The 16,809-nt window shown below is 65.6% G+C and carries 26 protein-coding genes; all 26 read left to right on the top strand.

Annotation, left to right across the window (positions count from 1 at the left end; translation table 11 throughout):
* The first annotated feature begins 344 nt into the window (after nucleotides 1-344).
* The 26 genes from rpsL to secY all read left to right on the top strand — a co-directional run bounded on the left by rpsL (nucleotide 345) and on the right by secY (nucleotide 16,807).
* Nucleotides 345-716, top strand: a complete 372-nt coding sequence (rpsL, locus tag RCO27_RS07915; RefSeq protein ID WP_028969180.1) for a 30S ribosomal protein S12 — start codon at nucleotides 345-347, stop codon at nucleotides 714-716.
* Between the two features lie 60 nt (nucleotides 717-776).
* Nucleotides 777-1,247, top strand: coding sequence for a 30S ribosomal protein S7 (rpsG, locus tag RCO27_RS07910; RefSeq protein ID WP_309002124.1), 471 nt, complete (start codon nucleotides 777-779; stop codon nucleotides 1,245-1,247).
* Between the two features lie 66 nt (nucleotides 1,248-1,313).
* Nucleotides 1,314-3,389 (top strand): elongation factor G, encoded by a 2,076-nt coding sequence (gene fusA / locus RCO27_RS07905; protein ID WP_309002123.1) that lies wholly within the window; start codon nucleotides 1,314-1,316, stop codon nucleotides 3,387-3,389.
* Nucleotides 3,390-3,434: 45 nt separating this feature from the next.
* A complete protein-coding gene (tuf, locus tag RCO27_RS07900; protein ID WP_309002122.1) occupies nucleotides 3,435-4,625 on the top strand; it encodes an elongation factor Tu in 1,191 nt (396 codons plus the stop codon).
* A 193-nt stretch (nucleotides 4,626-4,818) separates the two neighbouring features.
* Nucleotides 4,819-5,130, top strand: a complete 312-nt coding sequence (gene rpsJ, locus RCO27_RS07895; RefSeq protein ID WP_028969184.1) for a 30S ribosomal protein S10 — start codon at nucleotides 4,819-4,821, stop codon at nucleotides 5,128-5,130.
* Between the two features lie 270 nt (nucleotides 5,131-5,400).
* Nucleotides 5,401-6,300: a 50S ribosomal protein L3 gene (gene rplC, locus RCO27_RS07890; protein WP_309002121.1), complete on the top strand. Its 900-nt coding sequence runs from the start codon at nucleotides 5,401-5,403 to the stop codon at nucleotides 6,298-6,300.
* A gap of 2 nt (nucleotides 6,301-6,302) precedes the next feature.
* Nucleotides 6,303-6,932 carry a 50S ribosomal protein L4 gene (gene rplD, locus RCO27_RS07885; RefSeq protein WP_309002120.1) on the top strand — a complete coding sequence of 210 codons (630 nt, stop codon included), beginning with the start codon at nucleotides 6,303-6,305 and terminating at the stop codon, nucleotides 6,930-6,932.
* Complete coding sequence (locus RCO27_RS07880) at nucleotides 6,925-7,248, top strand: 50S ribosomal protein L23 (RefSeq protein ID WP_309002119.1); 324 nt, start codon at nucleotides 6,925-6,927, stop codon at nucleotides 7,246-7,248. The genes rplD and RCO27_RS07880 overlap by 8 nt, the downstream gene beginning before the upstream one ends.
* A 10-nt stretch (nucleotides 7,249-7,258) precedes the next feature.
* Nucleotides 7,259-8,095: a 50S ribosomal protein L2 gene (gene rplB / locus RCO27_RS07875; protein WP_309002118.1), complete on the top strand. Its 837-nt coding sequence runs from the start codon at nucleotides 7,259-7,261 to the stop codon at nucleotides 8,093-8,095.
* 3 nt (nucleotides 8,096-8,098) lie between these two features.
* Nucleotides 8,099-8,374: a 30S ribosomal protein S19 gene (rpsS, locus tag RCO27_RS07870; protein ID WP_309002117.1), complete on the top strand. Its 276-nt coding sequence runs from the start codon at nucleotides 8,099-8,101 to the stop codon at nucleotides 8,372-8,374.
* Nucleotides 8,375-8,377: 3 nt separating this feature from the next.
* Nucleotides 8,378-8,755, top strand: a complete 378-nt coding sequence (gene rplV, locus RCO27_RS07865; RefSeq protein WP_309002116.1) for a 50S ribosomal protein L22 — start codon at nucleotides 8,378-8,380, stop codon at nucleotides 8,753-8,755.
* A complete protein-coding gene (gene rpsC, locus RCO27_RS07860; protein ID WP_309002115.1) occupies nucleotides 8,755-9,462 on the top strand; it encodes a 30S ribosomal protein S3 in 708 nt (235 codons plus the stop codon). The genes rplV and rpsC overlap by 1 nt, the downstream gene beginning before the upstream one ends.
* 22 nt (nucleotides 9,463-9,484) lie before the next feature.
* Nucleotides 9,485-9,916 carry a 50S ribosomal protein L16 gene (gene rplP / locus RCO27_RS07855; protein ID WP_309002114.1) on the top strand — a complete coding sequence of 144 codons (432 nt, stop codon included), beginning with the start codon at nucleotides 9,485-9,487 and terminating at the stop codon, nucleotides 9,914-9,916.
* 1 nt (nucleotide 9,917) lies between these two features.
* Entirely contained in the window at nucleotides 9,918-10,124 is a 207-nt protein-coding gene (gene rpmC / locus RCO27_RS07850) for a 50S ribosomal protein L29 (RefSeq protein ID WP_309002113.1), read from the top strand.
* 11 nt (nucleotides 10,125-10,135) lie between these two features.
* Entirely contained in the window at nucleotides 10,136-10,462 is a 327-nt protein-coding gene (gene rpsQ, locus RCO27_RS07845; protein WP_309002112.1) for a 30S ribosomal protein S17, read from the top strand.
* Nucleotides 10,463-10,610: 148 nt separating this feature from the next.
* Complete coding sequence (rplN, locus tag RCO27_RS07840; protein ID WP_309002111.1) at nucleotides 10,611-10,979, top strand: 50S ribosomal protein L14; 369 nt, start codon at nucleotides 10,611-10,613, stop codon at nucleotides 10,977-10,979.
* Nucleotides 10,980-11,300, top strand: coding sequence for a 50S ribosomal protein L24 (gene rplX / locus RCO27_RS07835; protein WP_309002110.1), 321 nt, complete (start codon nucleotides 10,980-10,982; stop codon nucleotides 11,298-11,300).
* Nucleotides 11,293-11,871 (top strand): 50S ribosomal protein L5, encoded by a 579-nt coding sequence (gene rplE, locus RCO27_RS07830; RefSeq protein ID WP_309002109.1) that lies wholly within the window; start codon nucleotides 11,293-11,295, stop codon nucleotides 11,869-11,871. The genes rplX and rplE overlap by 8 nt, the downstream gene beginning before the upstream one ends.
* 117 nt (nucleotides 11,872-11,988) lie before the next feature.
* Entirely contained in the window at nucleotides 11,989-12,294 is a 306-nt protein-coding gene (gene rpsN / locus RCO27_RS07825) for a 30S ribosomal protein S14 (protein WP_309002108.1), read from the top strand.
* Between the two features lie 9 nt (nucleotides 12,295-12,303).
* Nucleotides 12,304-12,699, top strand: coding sequence for a 30S ribosomal protein S8 (gene rpsH / locus RCO27_RS07820; RefSeq protein ID WP_309002107.1), 396 nt, complete (start codon nucleotides 12,304-12,306; stop codon nucleotides 12,697-12,699).
* Complete coding sequence (gene rplF / locus RCO27_RS07815; RefSeq protein WP_309002106.1) at nucleotides 12,699-13,232, top strand: 50S ribosomal protein L6; 534 nt, start codon at nucleotides 12,699-12,701, stop codon at nucleotides 13,230-13,232. Before rpsH ends, rplF begins: the two co-directional genes overlap by 1 nt.
* Before the next feature lie 3 nt (nucleotides 13,233-13,235).
* A complete protein-coding gene (rplR, locus tag RCO27_RS07810) occupies nucleotides 13,236-13,589 on the top strand; it encodes a 50S ribosomal protein L18 (RefSeq protein ID WP_309002105.1) in 354 nt (117 codons plus the stop codon).
* A 2-nt stretch (nucleotides 13,590-13,591) separates the two neighbouring features.
* Nucleotides 13,592-14,332 (top strand): 30S ribosomal protein S5, encoded by a 741-nt coding sequence (gene rpsE, locus RCO27_RS07805; protein ID WP_309002104.1) that lies wholly within the window; start codon nucleotides 13,592-13,594, stop codon nucleotides 14,330-14,332.
* Nucleotides 14,333-14,337: 5 nt separating this feature from the next.
* Nucleotides 14,338-14,514 (top strand): 50S ribosomal protein L30, encoded by a 177-nt coding sequence (rpmD, locus tag RCO27_RS07800; RefSeq protein WP_309002103.1) that lies wholly within the window; start codon nucleotides 14,338-14,340, stop codon nucleotides 14,512-14,514.
* Nucleotides 14,515-14,689: 175 nt separating this feature from the next.
* A complete protein-coding gene (gene rplO, locus RCO27_RS07795) occupies nucleotides 14,690-15,214 on the top strand; it encodes a 50S ribosomal protein L15 (protein WP_309002102.1) in 525 nt (174 codons plus the stop codon).
* A 210-nt stretch (nucleotides 15,215-15,424) separates the two neighbouring features.
* Nucleotides 15,425-16,807, top strand: a complete 1,383-nt coding sequence (secY, locus tag RCO27_RS07790) for a preprotein translocase subunit SecY (RefSeq protein WP_309002101.1) — start codon at nucleotides 15,425-15,427, stop codon at nucleotides 16,805-16,807.
* Nucleotides 16,808-16,809: the final 2 nt, after the last annotated feature.

Here is a 16,809-nt window from a genome sequence, read left to right as displayed (position 1 = left end):
TGGCGGCAAGGCCGATCTGCGCCCGGTCAACGACATGGGCTTCATGTACCAGCGCACCTTCGCGGACCCGGACGGCAACAGCTTCGAGCCGCTCTGGCTCAATCCGGACGCGACATTCGCCGAACCGGCATGAGCCGCCCCTGTTGACCCACATCGGGGTCGCCGCTATAGGCCGCCCCGCTCGCGGGCTGGTGGTGGAGTCTGATCCGGACGCTGTCCCAGGCGGGCGCTTTTAGAGCTGAACGCTGCTGCAATATGGAGCAAGGGCCTGGGGGGCCGGACAAGGCCGCCGGGCTTCTTGCGCATTTTGTGTTGCAGTAGAGTAACTTAGGTGAAGGGTTCCAATGCCGACGATCAACCAGCTGATCCGCAAGGGTCGCGAACCGCAGAAGGCCAAGTCCAAGGTCCCTGCGATGGAGCAGAATCCGCAGAAGCGCGGCGTCTGCACCCGAGTCTATACCACCACCCCGAAGAAGCCGAACTCGGCGCTGCGCAAGGTCGCCAAGGTGCGCCTCACCAACCAGCGCGAGGTCATCAGCTACATTCCGGGCGAGGGCCACAACCTCCAGGAGCACAGCGTCGTGCTGATCCGCGGCGGCCGTGTGCGCGACCTTCCGGGCGTGCGCTACCACGTGCTGCGCGGCGTGCTCGATACGCAGGGCGTCAAGGACCGGCGCCAGTCGCGTTCCAAATATGGCGCCAAGCGTCCCAAATAAGATGGCGAAGTAAGCCCCGGACGCGTTCCGGACCCGGCTGAAGAACAAAGGAAAACCGAAATGTCACGTCGTCGTCGCCCAGAGAAGCGCGAAATCCTCCCCGATCCGAAGTTCGGGGACATCGTCCTGTCGAAGTTCATGAACAACATCATGCTCGACGGCAAGAAGTCCACCGCCGAAGGCATCGTCTACGGCGCGCTCGAGACCATCGAGACCCGCGCCAAGAAGGACCCGCTCGGCGTGTTCCACGATGCGCTGAACAATGTGAAGCCGGGCATCGAGGTGCGCAGCCGCCGCGTCGGCGGTGCGACCTACCAGGTGCCGGTCGAGGTGCGCACCGAGCGCGCCCAGGCGCTCGCCATCCGCTGGCTGATCTCCGCTGCGCGCGCGCGCAGCGAGAAGACCATGGCCGGCCGCCTGTCGGGCGAGCTGCTCGACGCGTCGACCAACCGCGGCAACGCGGTGAAGAAGCGCGAGGACACGCACCGCATGGCCGAGGCGAACCGCGCCTTCAGCCACTACCGCTGGTAACACCGACACCTATATTGTGGGGAGCCGGACCGTCCGGCTCCCCACATCGCCAAGGAACCCACGATCATGGCCCGCAGCCATCCGCTCGAGAAGTATCGCAACATCGGCATCATGGCGCACATCGACGCCGGCAAGACGACGACGACCGAGCGCATCCTCTATTACACCGGCAAGTCCTACAAGATCGGCGAGGTCCATGAGGGCACCGCGACGATGGACTGGATGGAGCAGGAGCAGGAGCGCGGCATCACGATCACGTCGGCCGCGACGACCTGCTTCTGGAACGACCACCGCGTCAACATCATCGACACGCCCGGCCACGTCGACTTCACCATCGAGGTCGAGCGCAGCTTGCGCGTGCTCGACGGCGCGGTCGCCTGCTTCGACGGCGTCGCCGGCGTCGAGCCGCAGTCCGAGACGGTGTGGCGCCAGGCCGACAAGTACAAGGTGCCGCGGATGTGCTTCGTCAACAAGCTCGACCGCACCGGCGCGAACTTCGACATGTGCGTGCAGATGATCAAGGATCGCCTGGGCGCCCGCCCGGCCGTCCTCTATCTGCCGATCGGCCTCGAGAACCAGTTCAAGGGCCTCGTCGACCTGGTCGAGAACCGCGCGATCATCTGGCTCGAGGAGTCGCTCGGCGCGAAGTTCGAATATCAGGACATCCCGGCCGACCTCGCCGACGCCGCCGCGGCGGCACGCAACGAGCTCATCGAGATGGCCGTCGAGCAGGACGACGATGTCATGGAGGCGTATCTGGAGGGCACCGAGCCCGACACCGCCACCCTGAAGAAGCTGATCCGCAAGGGCACGCTGAGCTTCGCGTTCGTGCCGGTGCTGTGCGGCTCTGCGTTCAAGAACAAGGGCGTGCAGCCGCTGCTCGACGCCGTCGTCGACTATCTGCCGAGCCCGCTCGACGTGCCGGCGATCAAGGGCGTCAGCCTCGATGGCGAGACCGAGGATTCGCGGCCGGCGGACGACAATGCGCCGTTCGCCGCGCTCGCGTTCAAGATCATGAACGACCCGTTCGTCGGCACCCTGACCTTCGCCCGCATCTATTCGGGCAAGCTGGAGACCGCGTCGCAGGTCACCAACTCGGTCAAGGACAAGAAGGAAAAGGTCGGCCGCATGCTGCTGATGCATGCCAACGACCGGGAAGACATCCAGGTGGCCTATGCCGGCGACATCGTCGCGCTGGCGGGCCTCAAGGACACCACCACCGGGGACACGCTCTGCGCGCCCAACGCGCCGATCATCCTCGAGCGGATGGAATTCCCCGAGCCGGTGATCGAATTGAGCGTCGAGCCGAAGACCAAGGCCGACCAGGAGAAGATGGGCATCGCGCTCAATCGTCTGTCGCGCGAGGACCCGTCGTTCCGCGTGTCGACCGACGTCGAGAGCGGCCAGACCATCATCAAGGGGATGGGCGAGCTCCACCTCGAGATCCTGGTCGACCGCATGAAGCGCGAGTTCAAGGTCGAGGCCAATGTCGGCGCGCCGCAGGTGGCGTATCGCGAGTATCTCGCCAAGCCGGTCGAGCTCACCTACACCCACAAGAAGCAGTCGGGCGGCTCCGGCCAGTTCGCCGAGGTGAAGGTCAAGCTGACCCCGGGCGAGCGCGGCTCCGGCTTCGTCTTCGTCGACTCGGTGAAGGGCGGCAACGTCCCGAAGGAATATATTCCGTCGGTCGAGAAGGGCATGCGCGAGACGGCCGAGACCGGATCGCTGATCGGTTTCCCGATCATCGATTTCTCGGTCGAGCTGGTCGACGGCAAGTATCACGACGTCGACTCGTCGGCGCTGGCGTTCGAGATCTGCGCGCGCGGCGCGATGCGCGAAGCGGCCCAGAAGGCCGGCATCAAGCTGCTCGAGCCGATCATGAAGGTTGAGATCGTGACCCCGGAGGATTATCTGGGCGACGTGATCGGCGACCTGAACAGCCGCCGCGGCCAGATCCAGGGGACGGACAGCCGCGGCAATGCGCAGGTCGTCGAGGCGATCGTGCCGCTTGCGAATATGTTCGGCTACGTTAATGAGCTTCGCTCCTTCACGCAGGGACGCGCTCAGTACACGATGCAGTTCTCGCACTATGACGAAGTCCCGGCGAGCGTCGCGGAAGAGGTGAAATCGAAGCTCGCCTGAGCGCGCTTCCTTTAATGTGAACAGAAAGAACGAGGGTTAGGCAAAATGGCGAAAGCTAAGTTCGAGCGGACGAAGCCGCACTGCAACATCGGCACCATCGGTCACGTCGACCATGGCAAGACGTCGCTCACCGCGGCGATCACGAAGGTTCTCGCCGAGTCCGGCGGCGCGACGTTCACGAGCTACGACAATATCGACAAGGCGCCGGAAGAGCGCGAGCGCGGCATCACCATCTCGACGGCGCACGTCGAATACGAGACCGGCGCGCGCCACTACGCCCATGTCGATTGCCCGGGCCACGCCGACTATGTGAAGAACATGATCACCGGCGCCGCCCAGATGGACGGCGCGATCCTGGTCGTGTCGGCCGCCGACGGCCCGATGCCGCAGACCAAGGAGCACATCCTGCTCGCCAAGCAGGTCGGCGTGCCGACCATGGTGGTCTTCCTCAACAAGGTCGATCAGGTCGACGATCCCGAGCTGCTCGAGCTGGTCGAGCTCGAGATCCGCGAGGAGCTGTCCAAGCGCGACTTCGACGGCGACAACATTCCGATCATCGCCGGCTCGGCGCTCGCAGCGCTCGAGGATTCGAACCGCGAGATCGGCCATGACGCCATCCTGAAGCTGATGGCCGCCGTCGACGAGTGGATCCCGCAGCCGGAACGTCCGCTGGACAAGCCGTTCCTGATGCCGATCGAGGACGTGTTCTCGATCTCCGGCCGCGGCACGGTCGTCACCGGCCGCGTCGAGACCGGCGTCGTGAAGGTCGGCGAGGAAGTCGAGATCGTCGGCATCCGCGACACCCAGAAGACCACGGTCACCGGCGTCGAGATGTTCCGCAAGCTGCTCGACCAGGGTCAGGCGGGCGACAATATCGGCGCGCTGCTCCGCGGCGTCGGCCGTGAGGACGTCGAGCGCGGTCAGGTCCTGTGCAAGCCGGGCTCGATCAAGCCGCACACCGACTTCAACGCCGAGGTCTATGTCCTGTCGAAGGACGAGGGCGGCCGTCACACGCCGTTCTTCGCCAACTACCGTCCGCAGTTCTACTTCCGCACGACCGACGTGACGGGCGAAGTGGTCCTGCCGGAAGGCACCGAGATGGTCATGCCCGGCGACAACGTCACGCTCGGCGTGAAGCTGATCGCTCCGATCGCCATGGACCAGGGCCTGCGCTTCGCGATCCGCGAAGGCGGCCGGACCGTCGGCGCGGGGGTTGTCGGCACGATCACGAAGTAATATAGGGGCGAGCCGCTCGGGTCCTCAGCGATTCGGGCGGCTCGCTTTTTAGTCGTCATCCCGGCGAAGGCCGGGACCTCGTCGGGTGAAGGGCTTAGGCGCTTTTCCGGCCCGAGACCCCGGCCTTCGCCGGGGTGACGTGTTGGTTTGTTTTGTGCCCTTCGGGGCGGCTCTTTCGCATCGGTAGATGGACATGGAAACGCAGAATATCCGCATTCGCCTGAAGGCGTTCGATCATCGTGTGCTCGATCAGGCCACAGGCGACATTGCAGACACCGCCCGTCGTACGGGTGCTCTTATTCGCGGCCCCATTCCGCTGCCGACGCGCATCGAGAAGTTCACCGTGAACCGTTCGCCGCACGTCGACAAAAAGTCGCGCGAGCAGTTCGAGGTTCGCACGTACAAAAGGCTGCTCGACATCGTGCAGCCGACGCCGCAGACGGTCGACGCGCTGATGAAGCTCGACCTCGCCGCGGGTGTTGATGTGGAAATCAAGCTGGCGTAACGCGCTGGCGTAAAGCGTCATCCCAGCGAAAGCTGGGATCTCAGTTCCTTCTTCCGACGCAGGAAGAAGTGGGATTCCAGCTTTCGCTGGAATGACGGAGATGGGGCGTCGCTCCATCGAGATACGGGATACCGCCGGGGCTTGCCCCGGGTCTGCGTCCCCCGCTCTCCCGCTTACCTGCGGGAACTGGCCCAGGCGGGGCACGCATCGTTTCAAGGGCCACACGCCCCCGGCATTTCGTCGGGGGCCTCTGTATGAGGAGTGAGGATCATGCGCACTGGCGTGATCGCGAAGAAAGTCGGGATGACCCGCCTGTTCCAGGAAGATGGCCGGCACGTGCCGGTCACCGTCCTGTCGCTGGACAATCTGCAAGTCGTCGCCCGCCGCGAGGAAAGCCGTGACGGCTACAATGCCGTCCAGCTCGGCGCGGGTTCGGCCAAGGCGAAGAATCTGAGCAAGCCGGAGCGCGGCCATTTCGGCAAGGCCGAGGTGGAGCCCAAGGCGAAGGTCGTCGAATTCCGTGTCGCCGAGGATGCGCTCCTCGACGTCGGCTCGGAAATCTCGGCCAACCATTTCATTCCCGGCCAGATGGTCGACATCCAGGGTGTGACCCAGGGCAAGGGCTTTGCCGGCGGCATGAAGCGTTGGGGCTTCGGCGGCCTGCGCGCCACCCACGGCGTCTCGGTCTCGCACCGCTCGCTCGGTTCGACCGGCCAGCGTCAGGATCCGGGCCGCGTCTTCAAGAACAAGAAGATGGCCGGCCATATGGGCGCGAAGAACCGCACCCAGCAGAATCTGGAAGTCGTGCTGACCGACATTCCGCGCGGCCTCATCTTCGTGAAGGGCTCGGTGCCCGGTCACAAGGGCGGCTGGCTGATCGTCAAGGACTCGGTCAAGGTCGCGCGCCCCGACGAGGCACCCTATCCGGCCGGCCTCAAGGAGCTGCTGAAGAAGGCGGATCTGGAAGAGACGCCGATGGCCGGTCTGGTCGACGAGGCCGCGGTCCACGAGATCCCGGCGCTCCCGAGCGACGAGGAAGTCGCCGCGATCGCCGCCGAGCAGGAAGCCGGCGCTGTCGAGGCGGCCGCTGCCGCTGAAGAGACTCCCGCTGCTGACGAAGCGAAGCCCCAGGGCGACGCTCCGGCCGCCGACGAGAGCAAGGAAGGCTAATCATGAAGGTCAAGGTTCAAAGCCTCGACGGCAAGGGCAAGGGTTCCGATCTGGAGCTCAACGATGCGGTGTTCGGTCTCGAGCCGCGCGCCGACATCCTGCACCGCGTCGTCACCTGGCAGCTCGAGAAGCGCCGAGGCACCGCGCGCGGCGCCCGCGAGCGCGCCGACGTCGCCCGCACCGGCAAGAAGTTCGGCCGGCAGAAGGGCGGCGGCACCGCCCGTCACGGCGATCGCCGCGCCCCGATCTTCATCGGCGGCGGCAAGGCGCACGGCCCGCGAGTCCGCGACTTCAATCCGTCGCTGAACAAGAAGGTTCGCGCGCTCGGCCTCAAGATGGCCCTCTCCGCCAAGGCGAAGGGCGGCAATCTCGTCGTGCTCGACAGTCTCGATCTCGACGAGGCGAAGACCGCCAAGCTCAAGGCGCAGCTCGGCAAGCTCGGTTTCGGCAAGACCGCCCTGTTCATCGACGGCGACGCGCTGAACGTCGGTTTCGCCCACGCGTCGGCGAACCTGCACGAGGTCAACCTGCTGCCGGCGGTCGGGGCGAACGTCTACGACATTCTCAATCACGAGACTCTGGTGCTGACCCGCGCCGCGGTCGAGAAGCTGGAGGCCCGGTTCCATGGCTAAGGCGAAGCAGAGCGCGGCGCCCAAGGTCGACATCTCGCATTACGATGTCGTCCTCGCCCCCCACATCACCGAGAAGTCGACCATGCTCAGCGAGCATAATGCGGTCGTCTTCAAGGTCGCCGGCGGCGCGTCCAAGCCGCAGATCAAGGCGGCGGTCGAGGCGCTGTTCAGCGTCAGCGTGACCGGCGTCAACACGATCGTGACCAAGGGCAAGACCAAGAAGTGGAAGGGCAAGCCCTACACCCGCTCGGACGTCAAGAAGGCGATCGTGACCCTGAAGGACGGCGACTCGATCGACGTCACCACCGGCATCTGAGGCAGCAGCGATGGCACTCAAATCCTATAACCCGACCACGTCGTCGCAGCGCGGCCTGATCCTGGTCGACAAGTCGGCGCTCTGGAAGGGCAAGCCCGTCAAGGCGCTGACCGAAGGCAAGCGCAAGACCGGTGGCCGTAACAACAAGGGCCATGTGACCTCGCGCGGCATCGCCGGCGGCCACAAGCAGAAGTATCGCACGATCGACTTCAAGCGTCGCAAGTGGGATCAGCCGGCCACCGTCGAGCGGCTCGAATATGATCCGAACCGCACCGCGTTCATCGCGCTGGTGAAATATGCGGACGGCGAGCTCGCCTACATCCTGGCGCCGCAGCGTCTCGCCGAGGGCGACACCGTCGTCGCCGGCAAGAAGACCGACGTGAAGCCGGGCAATGCGATGGAGCTGGGCCAGATGCCGGTCGGCACGATCGTCCACAATGTGGAGATGAAGCAGGGCAAGGGCGGCCAGCTCGCCCGCGCCGCCGGCACCTATGTCCAGGTCGTCGGCCGCGACAAGGGCATGGTGATGGTCCGCCTGAACTCGGGTGAGCAGCGCTACATCCACGCGAATTGCATGGCGACGGTCGGCGCGGTCTCGAACCCCGACAACCAGAACCAGAATTTCGCCAAGGCCGGCCGCAGCCGCTGGATGGGCAAGCGCCCGCTGACCCGCGGCGTCGCCAAGAACCCGGTCGATCACCCGCACGGCGGCGGCGAAGGCCGCACCTCGGGCGGCCGTCATCCGGTCACCCCGTGGGGCAAGCCGACCAAGGGTGCGCGCACCCGCAAGAACAAGGCGACGGACAAGATGATCATCCGTTCGCGTCACGCGAAGAAGAAGAGGTAAGAGATGGCCCGCTCCGTCTGGAAAGGTCCGTTCGTCGAGCTCAGCCTTCTGAGGAAGGCCGAAGCCGCGCAGGACGCTGGTGGCCGCGCCCCGATCAAGACCTGGTCGCGCCGCTCCACCATCCTGCCGCAATTCGTCGGGCTGACGTTCAACGTCTACAACGGCCGCAAGTTCGTGCCGGTCTCGGTCAACGAGGACATGGTGGGGATGAAGCTCGGCGAGTTCGCGCCGACCCGCTACTTCCCCGGCCACGCCGCCGACAAGAAGGGCAAGAGGTAAGCCATGGGTAAGCCCAAAGCACCCCGCCGTGTCGCCGAGAACGAGGCGCTGTCGGTCGGCACGCAGATCCGCGGATCGGCGCAGAAGCTCAATCTCGTCGCGGGCCTGATCCGCGGCAAGAAGGCCGGCGAGGCCCTCAACATCCTCGCCTTCTCGCCGAAGGCGATGGCGCGCGATGTCCGCAAGGTCCTCGCGTCGGCGATCGCCAATGCCGAGAACAACCACAATCTCGACGTCGACAGCCTCGTCGTCGCCGAAGCGAGCGTCGGCAAGAGCCTGTCGATGAAGCGCTTCGCGACCCGCGCGCGCGGCCGCTCGACGCGGATCGTCAAGCCGTTCAGCCGCATCCGCGTCGTCGTGCGCGAGCAGGAAGAAGCATAATGGGTCAGAAATCCTCCCCGATCGGTCTCAGGCTGCAGATCAACCGCACCTGGGACAGCCGCTGGTTCGCCGAGGGCGACGATTACGGCCGGCTCCTCCTCGAGGACCTGAAGATCCGCAAGTACATCCTGAAGGCGCTGCCGCAGGCGGCGATCTCCAAGGTGGTGATCGAGCGTCCGGCGAAGCTGTGCCGCGTCTCCATCTATGCCGCGCGCCCGGGCGTGATCATCGGCAAGAAGGGCGCGGACATCGAAAAGCTCCGCAAGACGCTGGGCACGATGACCGGCTCGGACGTCAGCCTGAACATCGTCGAGATCCGCAAGCCGGAGATCGACTCCAAGCTCGTCGCGCAGGGCGTCGCCGATCAGCTGGAGCGCCGCATCGCGTTCCGCCGGGCGATGAAGCGCGCCGTCCAGTCGGCGCTGCGGCTCGGCGCCGAGGGCATCCGGATCACCTGCGCGGGCCGTCTCGGCGGCGCCGAGATCGCCCGCACCGAATGGTATCGCGAGGGCCGGGTGCCGCTGCACACGCTGCGCGCCAATGTCGATTATGCCGAGGCGACCGCCCACACCGCTTACGGTGTCTGCGGCGTCAAGGTGTGGATCTTCAAGGGCGAGATCCTGGGCCACGACCCGCTGTCGCAGGACCGGCTGATGATGGAGGCCCAGACCTCCGGCGTCCGCCCGGCCCGCGACGACCGCCGCTAACGCCTCGTTGGGATAAGAGACAATGCTGCAACCCAAACGCACCAAGTTCCGCAAGGCGTTCAAGGGCCGGATCCACGGCGACGCCAAGGGCGGCACGAGCCTGAACTTCGGCGCCTTCGGCCTCAAGGCCATGGAGCCGGACCGGATCACCGCGCGCCAGATCGAGGCGGCCCGCCGCGCGATCACGCGTCACATCAAGCGCCAGGGGCGTTTGTGGATCCGCATCTTCCCGGACGTCCCCGTCTCGTCGAAGCCGGCCGAAGTCCGCATGGGCTCGGGCAAGGGTTCGCCGGAATATTGGGTCGCCCGCGTGAAGCCGGGCCGCGTCCTGTTCGAGCTGGACGGCGTGCCGGGCCATATCGCCAAGACCGCTTTCGAGCGTGCAGCCGAAAAGCTGCCGATCAAGACCAAGGTGGTCGCCCGCCTTGGCGAATCCCTGCTTGAGGACGCCTAAGATGGCCAAGACCGAAGAGCTCAAGAACCAGACCGACGACCAGCTGGTGGACCAGCTGGGCGAGCTGAAGCGCGAGCAGTTCAACCTGCGCTTCCAGGCGGCGACCAACCAGATCGAGAAGCCGTCGCGGGTGAAGGAGGTGCGCCGCACCATCGCCCGGATCAAGACGCTTCAGGGCGAGCGTTCGCGCGCCGCCGCGAAGGCTTAAGGAGTTAATCGATGCCCAAGCGCGTCATGACCGGCACCGTGGTGTCCGACAAGACCGACAAGACCGTGGTGGTCCTGGTCGAGCGGCGGGTGAAGCACCCGCTCTACGGCAAGATCATCAAGCGGTCGAAGAAGTATCACGCCCATGACGAGGCGAACGAGTTCAAGACCGGCGAGACCGTCCGCATCGAGGAAACGGCGCCGATCTCGAAGCTGAAGACCTGGAAAGTGCTCGACCGCGTCGACACCCATGCGACGCCCACCCAGGCGGCGCCGAAGGGCAAGGCGAAGAAGGCTGACGCAGAGGCAGAGGCGCAAGCCGAGACCGCCGAGGCGTAACTCGTCATCCCAGCGAAAGCTGGGATCTCACTTCCTTCAACGGAGGTGGGGACAGGAAGAAGAGAGATTCCAGCTTTCGCTGGAATGACGGTTCAGAAGCTGATCGCCGGACTGGTTCCGGTTGAAGTGAAGAGAAGGAATTGGATCGATGATCCAGATGCAGTCCAACCTTGAGGTCGCCGACAACAGCGGTGCCAAGCGCGTCCAGTGCATCAAGGTGCTGGGCGGTTCGAAGCGGCGCTTCGCCGGCGTTGGCGACATCATCGTCGTCTCCGTCAAGGAAGCCGCGCCGCGCGGCCGCGTGAAGAAGGGCGACGTCCACAAGGCCGTGATCGTGCGGACCGCCAAGGACATCCACCGTCCCGACGGGTCGACCATCCGCTTCGATTCGAACGCGGCCGTCCTCGTCAACAACAACCAGGAGCCGATCGGCACCCGTATCTTCGGGCCGGTCGTCCGCGAGCTGCGCGCGAAGAAGCACATGAAGATCATCAGCCTCGCGCCGGAGGTGCTGTAAATGTCTGCCGCGAAGATCAAGAAGGGCGACAAGGTCGTCGTCCTGTCCGGCAAGGACAAGGGCCGTCACGGCGAGGTCACCAAGGTTCTCCCCAAGGAGAGCAAGGTGATCGTCAGCGGCATCAACGTGGCCGCGCGTCACAAGAAGCCGACCCAGGCGAACCCGCAGGGCCGGATCGAGCGGAGCGAGGCGCCGCTGCACGTGTCGAAGGTCGCGGTCGAGGATCCCAAGACGGGCAAGCCGACGCGGGTGCGCTTCGAAGTGCGCGATGGAAAGAAGGTCCGGGTCGCGGCCCGGTCCGGGGAGTTGATCAATGGCTGACGCCAAATATGTTGCGCGCCTGCGCAAGGAATATGACGAGAAGATCGTCCCGGCGATGATCGAGAAGTTCGGTTACAAGAACCGGATGGAGGTCCCGCGCCTCGACAAGATCGTCCTGAACATGGGCGTCGGCGAGGCCACGCAGGACAAGAAGAAGGTCGAGACGGCCGCCGCCGAGATGGAGCTGATCGCGGGCCAGAAGCCGGTGATCACCAAGGCGAAGACCTCGATCGCGCAGTTCAAGCTGCGCGAGGGCATGCCGATCGGCGTCAAGGTCACGCTGCGTCGCGAGCGGATGTACGAGTTCTTGGACCGGCTGATCACGATCGCGCTGCCGCGCGTGCGCGACTTCCGCGGCCTGAACCCGAAGAGCTTCGACGGCCGCGGCAACTATGCCATGGGCCTCAAGGAGCAGATCGTGTTCCCCGAGATCAACTATGACCGGATCGAGAAGGTCCGGGGCATGGATGTCATCGTCACCACCACCGCGAGGACGGACGACGAGGCGCGCGAGCTGCTGCGCCTCTTCAACTTTCCGTTCCCGCAGGAAGAGCAGAAGCAAGCGGCTTAACACGTCATCCCGGCGAAGGCCGGGATCTCGGGACGGAAGGACACCGAGCCTTTCACCCGACGAGACCCCGGCCTTCGCCGGGGTGACGAGAAAAAGGAAGAAGAGAGAACTTAAGTCATGGCGAAACTGAGTTCCGTGAACAAGAACGAGCGTCGCAAGAAGCTGGCGAAGAAATATGCCGGCCAATATGCGAAGCTGAAGGCGATCGCGAACGACGAGAGCAAGGACGACACCGAGCGTCTGATCGCCCGTCTGAAGATGGCCGAAATCCCGCGCAACGCGAACCCGACCCGCATCCGCAACCGGTGCGAGCTGACGGGCCGGTCGCGCGCTTATTATCGCAAGTTCCGGCTGTCGCGCGTCATGCTGCGCGAGCTGGGCAACAAGGGCCTGATCCCCGGCCTCACCAAGTCGAGCTGGTAAGGTAGAGCTATGCCATTGACCGATCCTTTGGGTGATATGCTCACCCGCATTCGCAACGGCCAGCAGGCGCGCAAGGACTCCGTCCTGTCGCCGGCGTCGAAGCTGCGCGCCCGCGTGCTCGACGTGCTCCAGCGCGAAGGCTATATCCGCGGCTATTCCGAGGAGGCGCTCGGCGCCCACAAGGGCCTGCGGATCGAGCTGAAATATTTCGAGGGCCAGCCTGCCATCCAGCATGTGGCCCGCGTGTCGAAGCCCGGCCGCCGCGTCTATTCGGGCTCGCAGGAGCTGCCCCGGGTCCGCAACGGCCTCGGCATCACCATCGTTTCGACGCCGAAGGGCGTTCTCTCGGACGCGGAAGCGCGGACGCAGAACGTCGGCGGCGAAGTGCTCGCGGAGGTGTTCTGATGTCGCGCATCGGTAAGCGGCCTGTCGCGCTCCCCTCGGGGGTGACCGCGACCACCGAAGGCCAGATCCTTTCGGTCAAGGGGCCGAAGGGCACGCTCACGCTGCAGATGCGCGACGAGATCGCCTATGAGATCGGCGACGACGGCATCAACGTGAAGCCGGCCAATGCGACCAAGCAGGCGCGTGCCTTCTGGGGCATGCAGCGCACCCTGGTGCAGAACCTGGTCACCGGCGTGACCGAGGGCTTCACCAAGACGCTCGAGATCACCGGCGTGGGCTACCGCGCTGCAGCCCAGGGCAAGAACCTGCGCTTGCAGCTTGGCTACAGCCACGACGTCAACATCGCGGTGCCGGAAGGTCTCGAGGTCAAGACCCCGGATCAGACCACGGTCGAGATCAGCGGCATCGATCGCCAGAAGGTCGGCCAGCTCGCCGCCGAGATCCGCCGCTGGCGCAAGCCCGAGCCCTACAAGGGCAAGGGCATCAAGTATCGCGGCGAGTATATCTTCCGCAAAGAAGGCAAGAAGAAGTAAGCCATGGCGAAGCTCAACACCTTCGACAAGCGGCGCCAGCGCGTCCGCACGTCGCTCCGTCAGCGCGCCGGCGATCGCCCGCGCCTGTCGGTTCACCGCTCGGGCCGGCACATCTACGCCCAGATCATCGTCGATGGCGAGGGCCGCACCGTGGCCGCCGCCTCGACGCTGGAGAAGGAAGCCCGGGCCAAGACCGGCGCGACCGTCGCCAGCGCGCAGGAGGTGGGCCGCAAGCTCGCCGAGCGCGCCAAGGCTGCCGGCATCACCCGCGTCGTGTTCGATCGCGGCGGCTTCCTGTTCCACGGTCGCGTGAAGGCGCTTGCCGACGCCGCCCGCGAAGGCGGATTGGAGTTCTAAGAATGTCTGACGAAATCACCCAGAACCCGGAAGCCCAGGCGGCGCCCGACGCGGCTCCGGCTGCTGTCGAGGGCGGCGACCGTCCCGAAGGTCGCGGTGCCCGCGGTCCGCGCGGCGGCCGTGGCCGTGGCGGCGGCGATCGTGGCGGCCGTGGCCGTCGCGACGACAACCGGCGTGGCGGCCGTGGCGGTGACGAGGAGGGCGGCGAGGAGCTGATCGAGAAGCTCGTCCACATCAACCGCGTCTCCAAGACCGTGAAGGGCGGCAAGCGCTTCGGCTTTGCGGCGCTCGTCGTCGTCGGCGACGGCAAGGGCCGGGCCGGCTTCGGCCACGGCAAGGCGCGCGAGGTGCCGGAGGCGATCTCCAAGGCGACTGCCGCGGCCAAGAAGGCGATGGTCCGCGTGCCGCTGCGCGAGGGCCGCACCCTGCACCATGACGGCCTCGGCCATTTCGGTGCCGGCCGCGTCCACGTCCGCTCGGCCCCGGCCGGCACCGGCATCATCGCCGGCGGCCCGATGCGCGCCGTGTTCGAGAGCCTGGGCGTCGCCGACGTGGTGACCAAGTCGATCGGCACGTCCAACCCCTACAACATGATCCGCGCGACCTTCGAGGCGCTCGGCGAGCAGACCTCGCCGAAGAGCGTCGCGCAGCGCCGCGGCAAGAAGATCGCCGACCTGATGGCACGCCGCGAGGGCCTTTCGGCCGCCGAGGCCGAGGCCCAGGCCGAAGCGGTCGCGGAGTAAGCGAGATGGCGAAGGTGAAGATCACCCAGACCGGGTCCCCGATCCGCCGTTCGCCGGACCAGCGCAAGACGCTGGCCGGCCTCGGCCTCAACAAGATGCACAAGACGGTCGAGCTGGAGGACACCCCCGAGGTGCGCGGCATGATCCGGGCGGTGCGGCATATGGTGTCGGTCGAGGGCTAGGCCCGGGACCGTCATCCCGGCGAAGGCCGGGATCTCTTGGGGTGAAGGGCGCCAGGCTCCTCCGCCCCGAGATGCCAGCCTTCGCTGGCATGACGAAAAATGGGTTACGGCCCTTCACATTGAGGTCCCGGCCTGCGCCGGGACAGGCGCGACAAAAGCGAAAGCGAGTGCAACGATGAAACTCAACGACATCCGCGACAACAAGGGCGCCCGCAAGAGCCGGGTGCGCGTCGGCCGAGGCATCGGCTCGGGCCTGGGCAAGACCGCCGGGCGCGGCCAGAAGGGTCAGAAGAGCCGCGAGGGCGTCTCGATCTTCGGCTTCGAGGGCGGCCAGATGCCGCTCCACATGCGGATCCCGAAGCGCGGCTTCAACAACATCTTCGCCAAGGATTATGCCGAGGTGAACCTGGGCGCGATCCAGAAGCTGGTCGACGCCAGGAAGCTCGACACCAAGGGCGTGATCGACCACGACGCGCTGAAGGCGGCGGGCGTCGCCCGCGGCGGCAAGGACGGCGTGCGCCTCCTCGGCAAGGGCGAGTTCAAGACGAAGCTCTCCTTCAAGGTCGCCGGCGTCTCCAAGGGCGCCAAGGACGCGATCGAGAAGGCCGGCGGCTCCGTCGAGGTGATCGAGGTCGTCCCGGCCGCCGAGAAGGCCGCCGCCAAGAAGAACAGCGTCAAGAAGCGGGCCAAGGAAGGCTGACAAGCGCCTTCCGGTCCCTATATAGGCCTTCTTCCATTCCCGCTCATCCTGAGTAGGGACTGAGCTTGGCGAAGGCCCGTATCGAAGGACCGGTCGGAAAGGCCCTGCGTCCTTCGATACGCCGCTTCGGCTTCGCTCAGCGGCTACTCAGGATGAGCGGGGTGGGTGGCAGGGGATGAGTCCCCGACTGAACGAAGGCATGAACGCAACATGGCATCCGCAGCCGACCAGATGGCCGCCAGCATCAACCTGGCGAACTTCACCAAGGCGACCGACCTCAAGAAGAGGCTGTGGTTCACGCTCGGCGCGCTGATCATCTTCCGCCTGCTGTCGTTCGTGCCGCTGCCCGGCATCGACCCGCGCGCGCTGGCGACCCTGTTCGACACGACCCGCGGCGGCGTGCTCGACTTCTTCAACATGTTCTCGGGCGGCAGCCTGGAGCGGATGAGCTTGATCGCATTGGGCGTCATGCCCTACATCACCGCGTCCATCGTCATGCAGCTCGCGACGACCATGTCGCCGACGCTCGGCGCCCTCAAGAAGGAGGGCGAGACCGGCCGCAAGAAGATCAACCAGTATACCCGCTACGGCACCGTGCTGCTCTGCGCGATCCAGGGCTATTTCATGGCCGTGGCGCTGGAGAGCTGGGGCGCCGGGCAGGGCCAGTCGGCGGTGATCGATCCGGGCCTCATGTTCCGCGTCACCGTCGTGATCAGTCTGGTCGGCGGCACGATGTTCCTGATGTGGCTGGGCGAACAGATCACCAGCCGCGGCATCGGCAACGGCATTTCGCTCATCATCATGGCGGGCATCGTCGCGCAGCTGCCGACCGCGCTCGCCCAGATGTTCGAAGGCGGCCGCACCGGATCGATGGATCCGTTCGTGATCTTCGTCATCTTCGCGCTGGCGATCGTGCTCATCCTGTTCATCTGCTTCATGGAGCGCGCCCAGCGCCGCGTCCTCATCCAATATCCCAAGCGCCAGACGGCGCGCGGCCAGATCCAGCAGGAGCGCTCGCACCTGCCCCTGAAGGTCAACACCGCGGGCGTGATCCCGCCGATCTTCGCGTCCTCGCTCCTGCTGATGCCGCTCACCCTCGCCCAGTTCTCGGGCCAGCAGGCCCAGCAGTCCGGCGACACCGGCTGGTGGAGCGAGTTCATCATCACGATCACCACCGCGCTCCAGCACGGTGCGCCGCTCTACATGTTCCTCTATGGCGCCGGGATCGTCTTCTTCTGCTTCTTCTACACCTCGGTCGTGTTCAATCCCGAGGAGACGGCCGAGAACCTCAAGAAATATGGCGGCTTCATCCCCGGCATCCGCCCGGGCAAGCGGACCGAGGAATATCTCGATTACGTCCTCACCCGCATCACGGTCGTGGGCGCCGCCTATCTCACCCTCATCTGCTTGGTGCCCGAATTCCTGATCGCGCGCGCCGGCATCCCCTTCTACCTGGGCGGGACCAGCCTGCTCATCGTCGTCAACGTCACGATGGACACGGTGACGCAGATCCAGAGCCACCTCATCGCCCACCAATATGGCGACCTCATCAAGAAGGCGAAGCTGAAGGGCGGCGGTCTGAGACGCGGCTAGGC

It is taken from the genome of Sphingosinicella sp. LHD-64 (assembly GCF_031157375.1).
Taxonomy (GTDB): Bacteria; Pseudomonadota; Alphaproteobacteria; order Sphingomonadales; family Sphingomonadaceae; genus Allosphingosinicella.
The sequence above is the reverse complement of the archived record's forward strand: the minus strand, read 5'-3'. Positions and strand labels throughout refer to the sequence as shown.

Excerpts from the sequence above, each read along its gene's own strand:
- rplR (WP_309002105.1), top strand. The coding sequence starts at position 13,236 with ATGGCGAAGCTCAACACCTTCGACAAGCGGCGCCAGCGCGTCCGCACG.
- rpsC (WP_309002115.1), top strand. The coding sequence starts at position 8,755 with ATGGGTCAGAAATCCTCCCCGATCGGTCTCAGGCTGCAGATCAACCGC.
- RCO27_RS07880 (WP_309002119.1), top strand. The coding sequence starts at position 6,925 with ATGGCTAAGGCGAAGCAGAGCGCGGCGCCCAAGGTCGACATCTCGCAT.
- rpsH (WP_309002107.1), top strand. The coding sequence starts at position 12,304 with ATGCCATTGACCGATCCTTTGGGTGATATGCTCACCCGCATTCGCAAC.
- rplO (WP_309002102.1), top strand. The coding sequence starts at position 14,690 with ATGAAACTCAACGACATCCGCGACAACAAGGGCGCCCGCAAGAGCCGG.
- rplE (WP_309002109.1), top strand. The coding sequence starts at position 11,293 with ATGGCTGACGCCAAATATGTTGCGCGCCTGCGCAAGGAATATGACGAG.
- rpmD (WP_309002103.1), top strand. The coding sequence starts at position 14,338 with ATGGCGAAGGTGAAGATCACCCAGACCGGGTCCCCGATCCGCCGTTCG.
- rpsQ (WP_309002112.1), top strand. The coding sequence starts at position 10,136 with ATGCCCAAGCGCGTCATGACCGGCACCGTGGTGTCCGACAAGACCGAC.
- rplX (WP_309002110.1), top strand. The coding sequence starts at position 10,980 with ATGTCTGCCGCGAAGATCAAGAAGGGCGACAAGGTCGTCGTCCTGTCC.
- secY (WP_309002101.1), top strand. The coding sequence starts at position 15,425 with ATGGCATCCGCAGCCGACCAGATGGCCGCCAGCATCAACCTGGCGAAC.
- rplV (WP_309002116.1), top strand. The coding sequence starts at position 8,378 with ATGGGTAAGCCCAAAGCACCCCGCCGTGTCGCCGAGAACGAGGCGCTG.
- rpsG (WP_309002124.1), top strand. The coding sequence starts at position 777 with ATGTCACGTCGTCGTCGCCCAGAGAAGCGCGAAATCCTCCCCGATCCG.
- rplD (WP_309002120.1), top strand. The coding sequence starts at position 6,303 with ATGAAGGTCAAGGTTCAAAGCCTCGACGGCAAGGGCAAGGGTTCCGAT.
- rplN (WP_309002111.1), top strand. The coding sequence starts at position 10,611 with ATGATCCAGATGCAGTCCAACCTTGAGGTCGCCGACAACAGCGGTGCC.
- rpsS (WP_309002117.1), top strand. The coding sequence starts at position 8,099 with ATGGCCCGCTCCGTCTGGAAAGGTCCGTTCGTCGAGCTCAGCCTTCTG.
- rplC (WP_309002121.1), top strand. The coding sequence starts at position 5,401 with ATGCGCACTGGCGTGATCGCGAAGAAAGTCGGGATGACCCGCCTGTTC.
- rpsJ (WP_028969184.1), top strand. The coding sequence starts at position 4,819 with ATGGAAACGCAGAATATCCGCATTCGCCTGAAGGCGTTCGATCATCGT.
- rplB (WP_309002118.1), top strand. The coding sequence starts at position 7,259 with ATGGCACTCAAATCCTATAACCCGACCACGTCGTCGCAGCGCGGCCTG.
- rpsN (WP_309002108.1), top strand. The coding sequence starts at position 11,989 with ATGGCGAAACTGAGTTCCGTGAACAAGAACGAGCGTCGCAAGAAGCTG.
- rpsL (WP_028969180.1), top strand. The coding sequence starts at position 345 with ATGCCGACGATCAACCAGCTGATCCGCAAGGGTCGCGAACCGCAGAAG.
- rplF (WP_309002106.1), top strand. The coding sequence starts at position 12,699 with ATGTCGCGCATCGGTAAGCGGCCTGTCGCGCTCCCCTCGGGGGTGACC.
- rpmC (WP_309002113.1), top strand. The coding sequence starts at position 9,918 with ATGGCCAAGACCGAAGAGCTCAAGAACCAGACCGACGACCAGCTGGTG.
- tuf (WP_309002122.1), top strand. The coding sequence starts at position 3,435 with ATGGCGAAAGCTAAGTTCGAGCGGACGAAGCCGCACTGCAACATCGGC.
- rpsE (WP_309002104.1), top strand. The coding sequence starts at position 13,592 with ATGTCTGACGAAATCACCCAGAACCCGGAAGCCCAGGCGGCGCCCGAC.
- rplP (WP_309002114.1), top strand. The coding sequence starts at position 9,485 with ATGCTGCAACCCAAACGCACCAAGTTCCGCAAGGCGTTCAAGGGCCGG.
- fusA (WP_309002123.1), top strand. The coding sequence starts at position 1,314 with ATGGCCCGCAGCCATCCGCTCGAGAAGTATCGCAACATCGGCATCATG.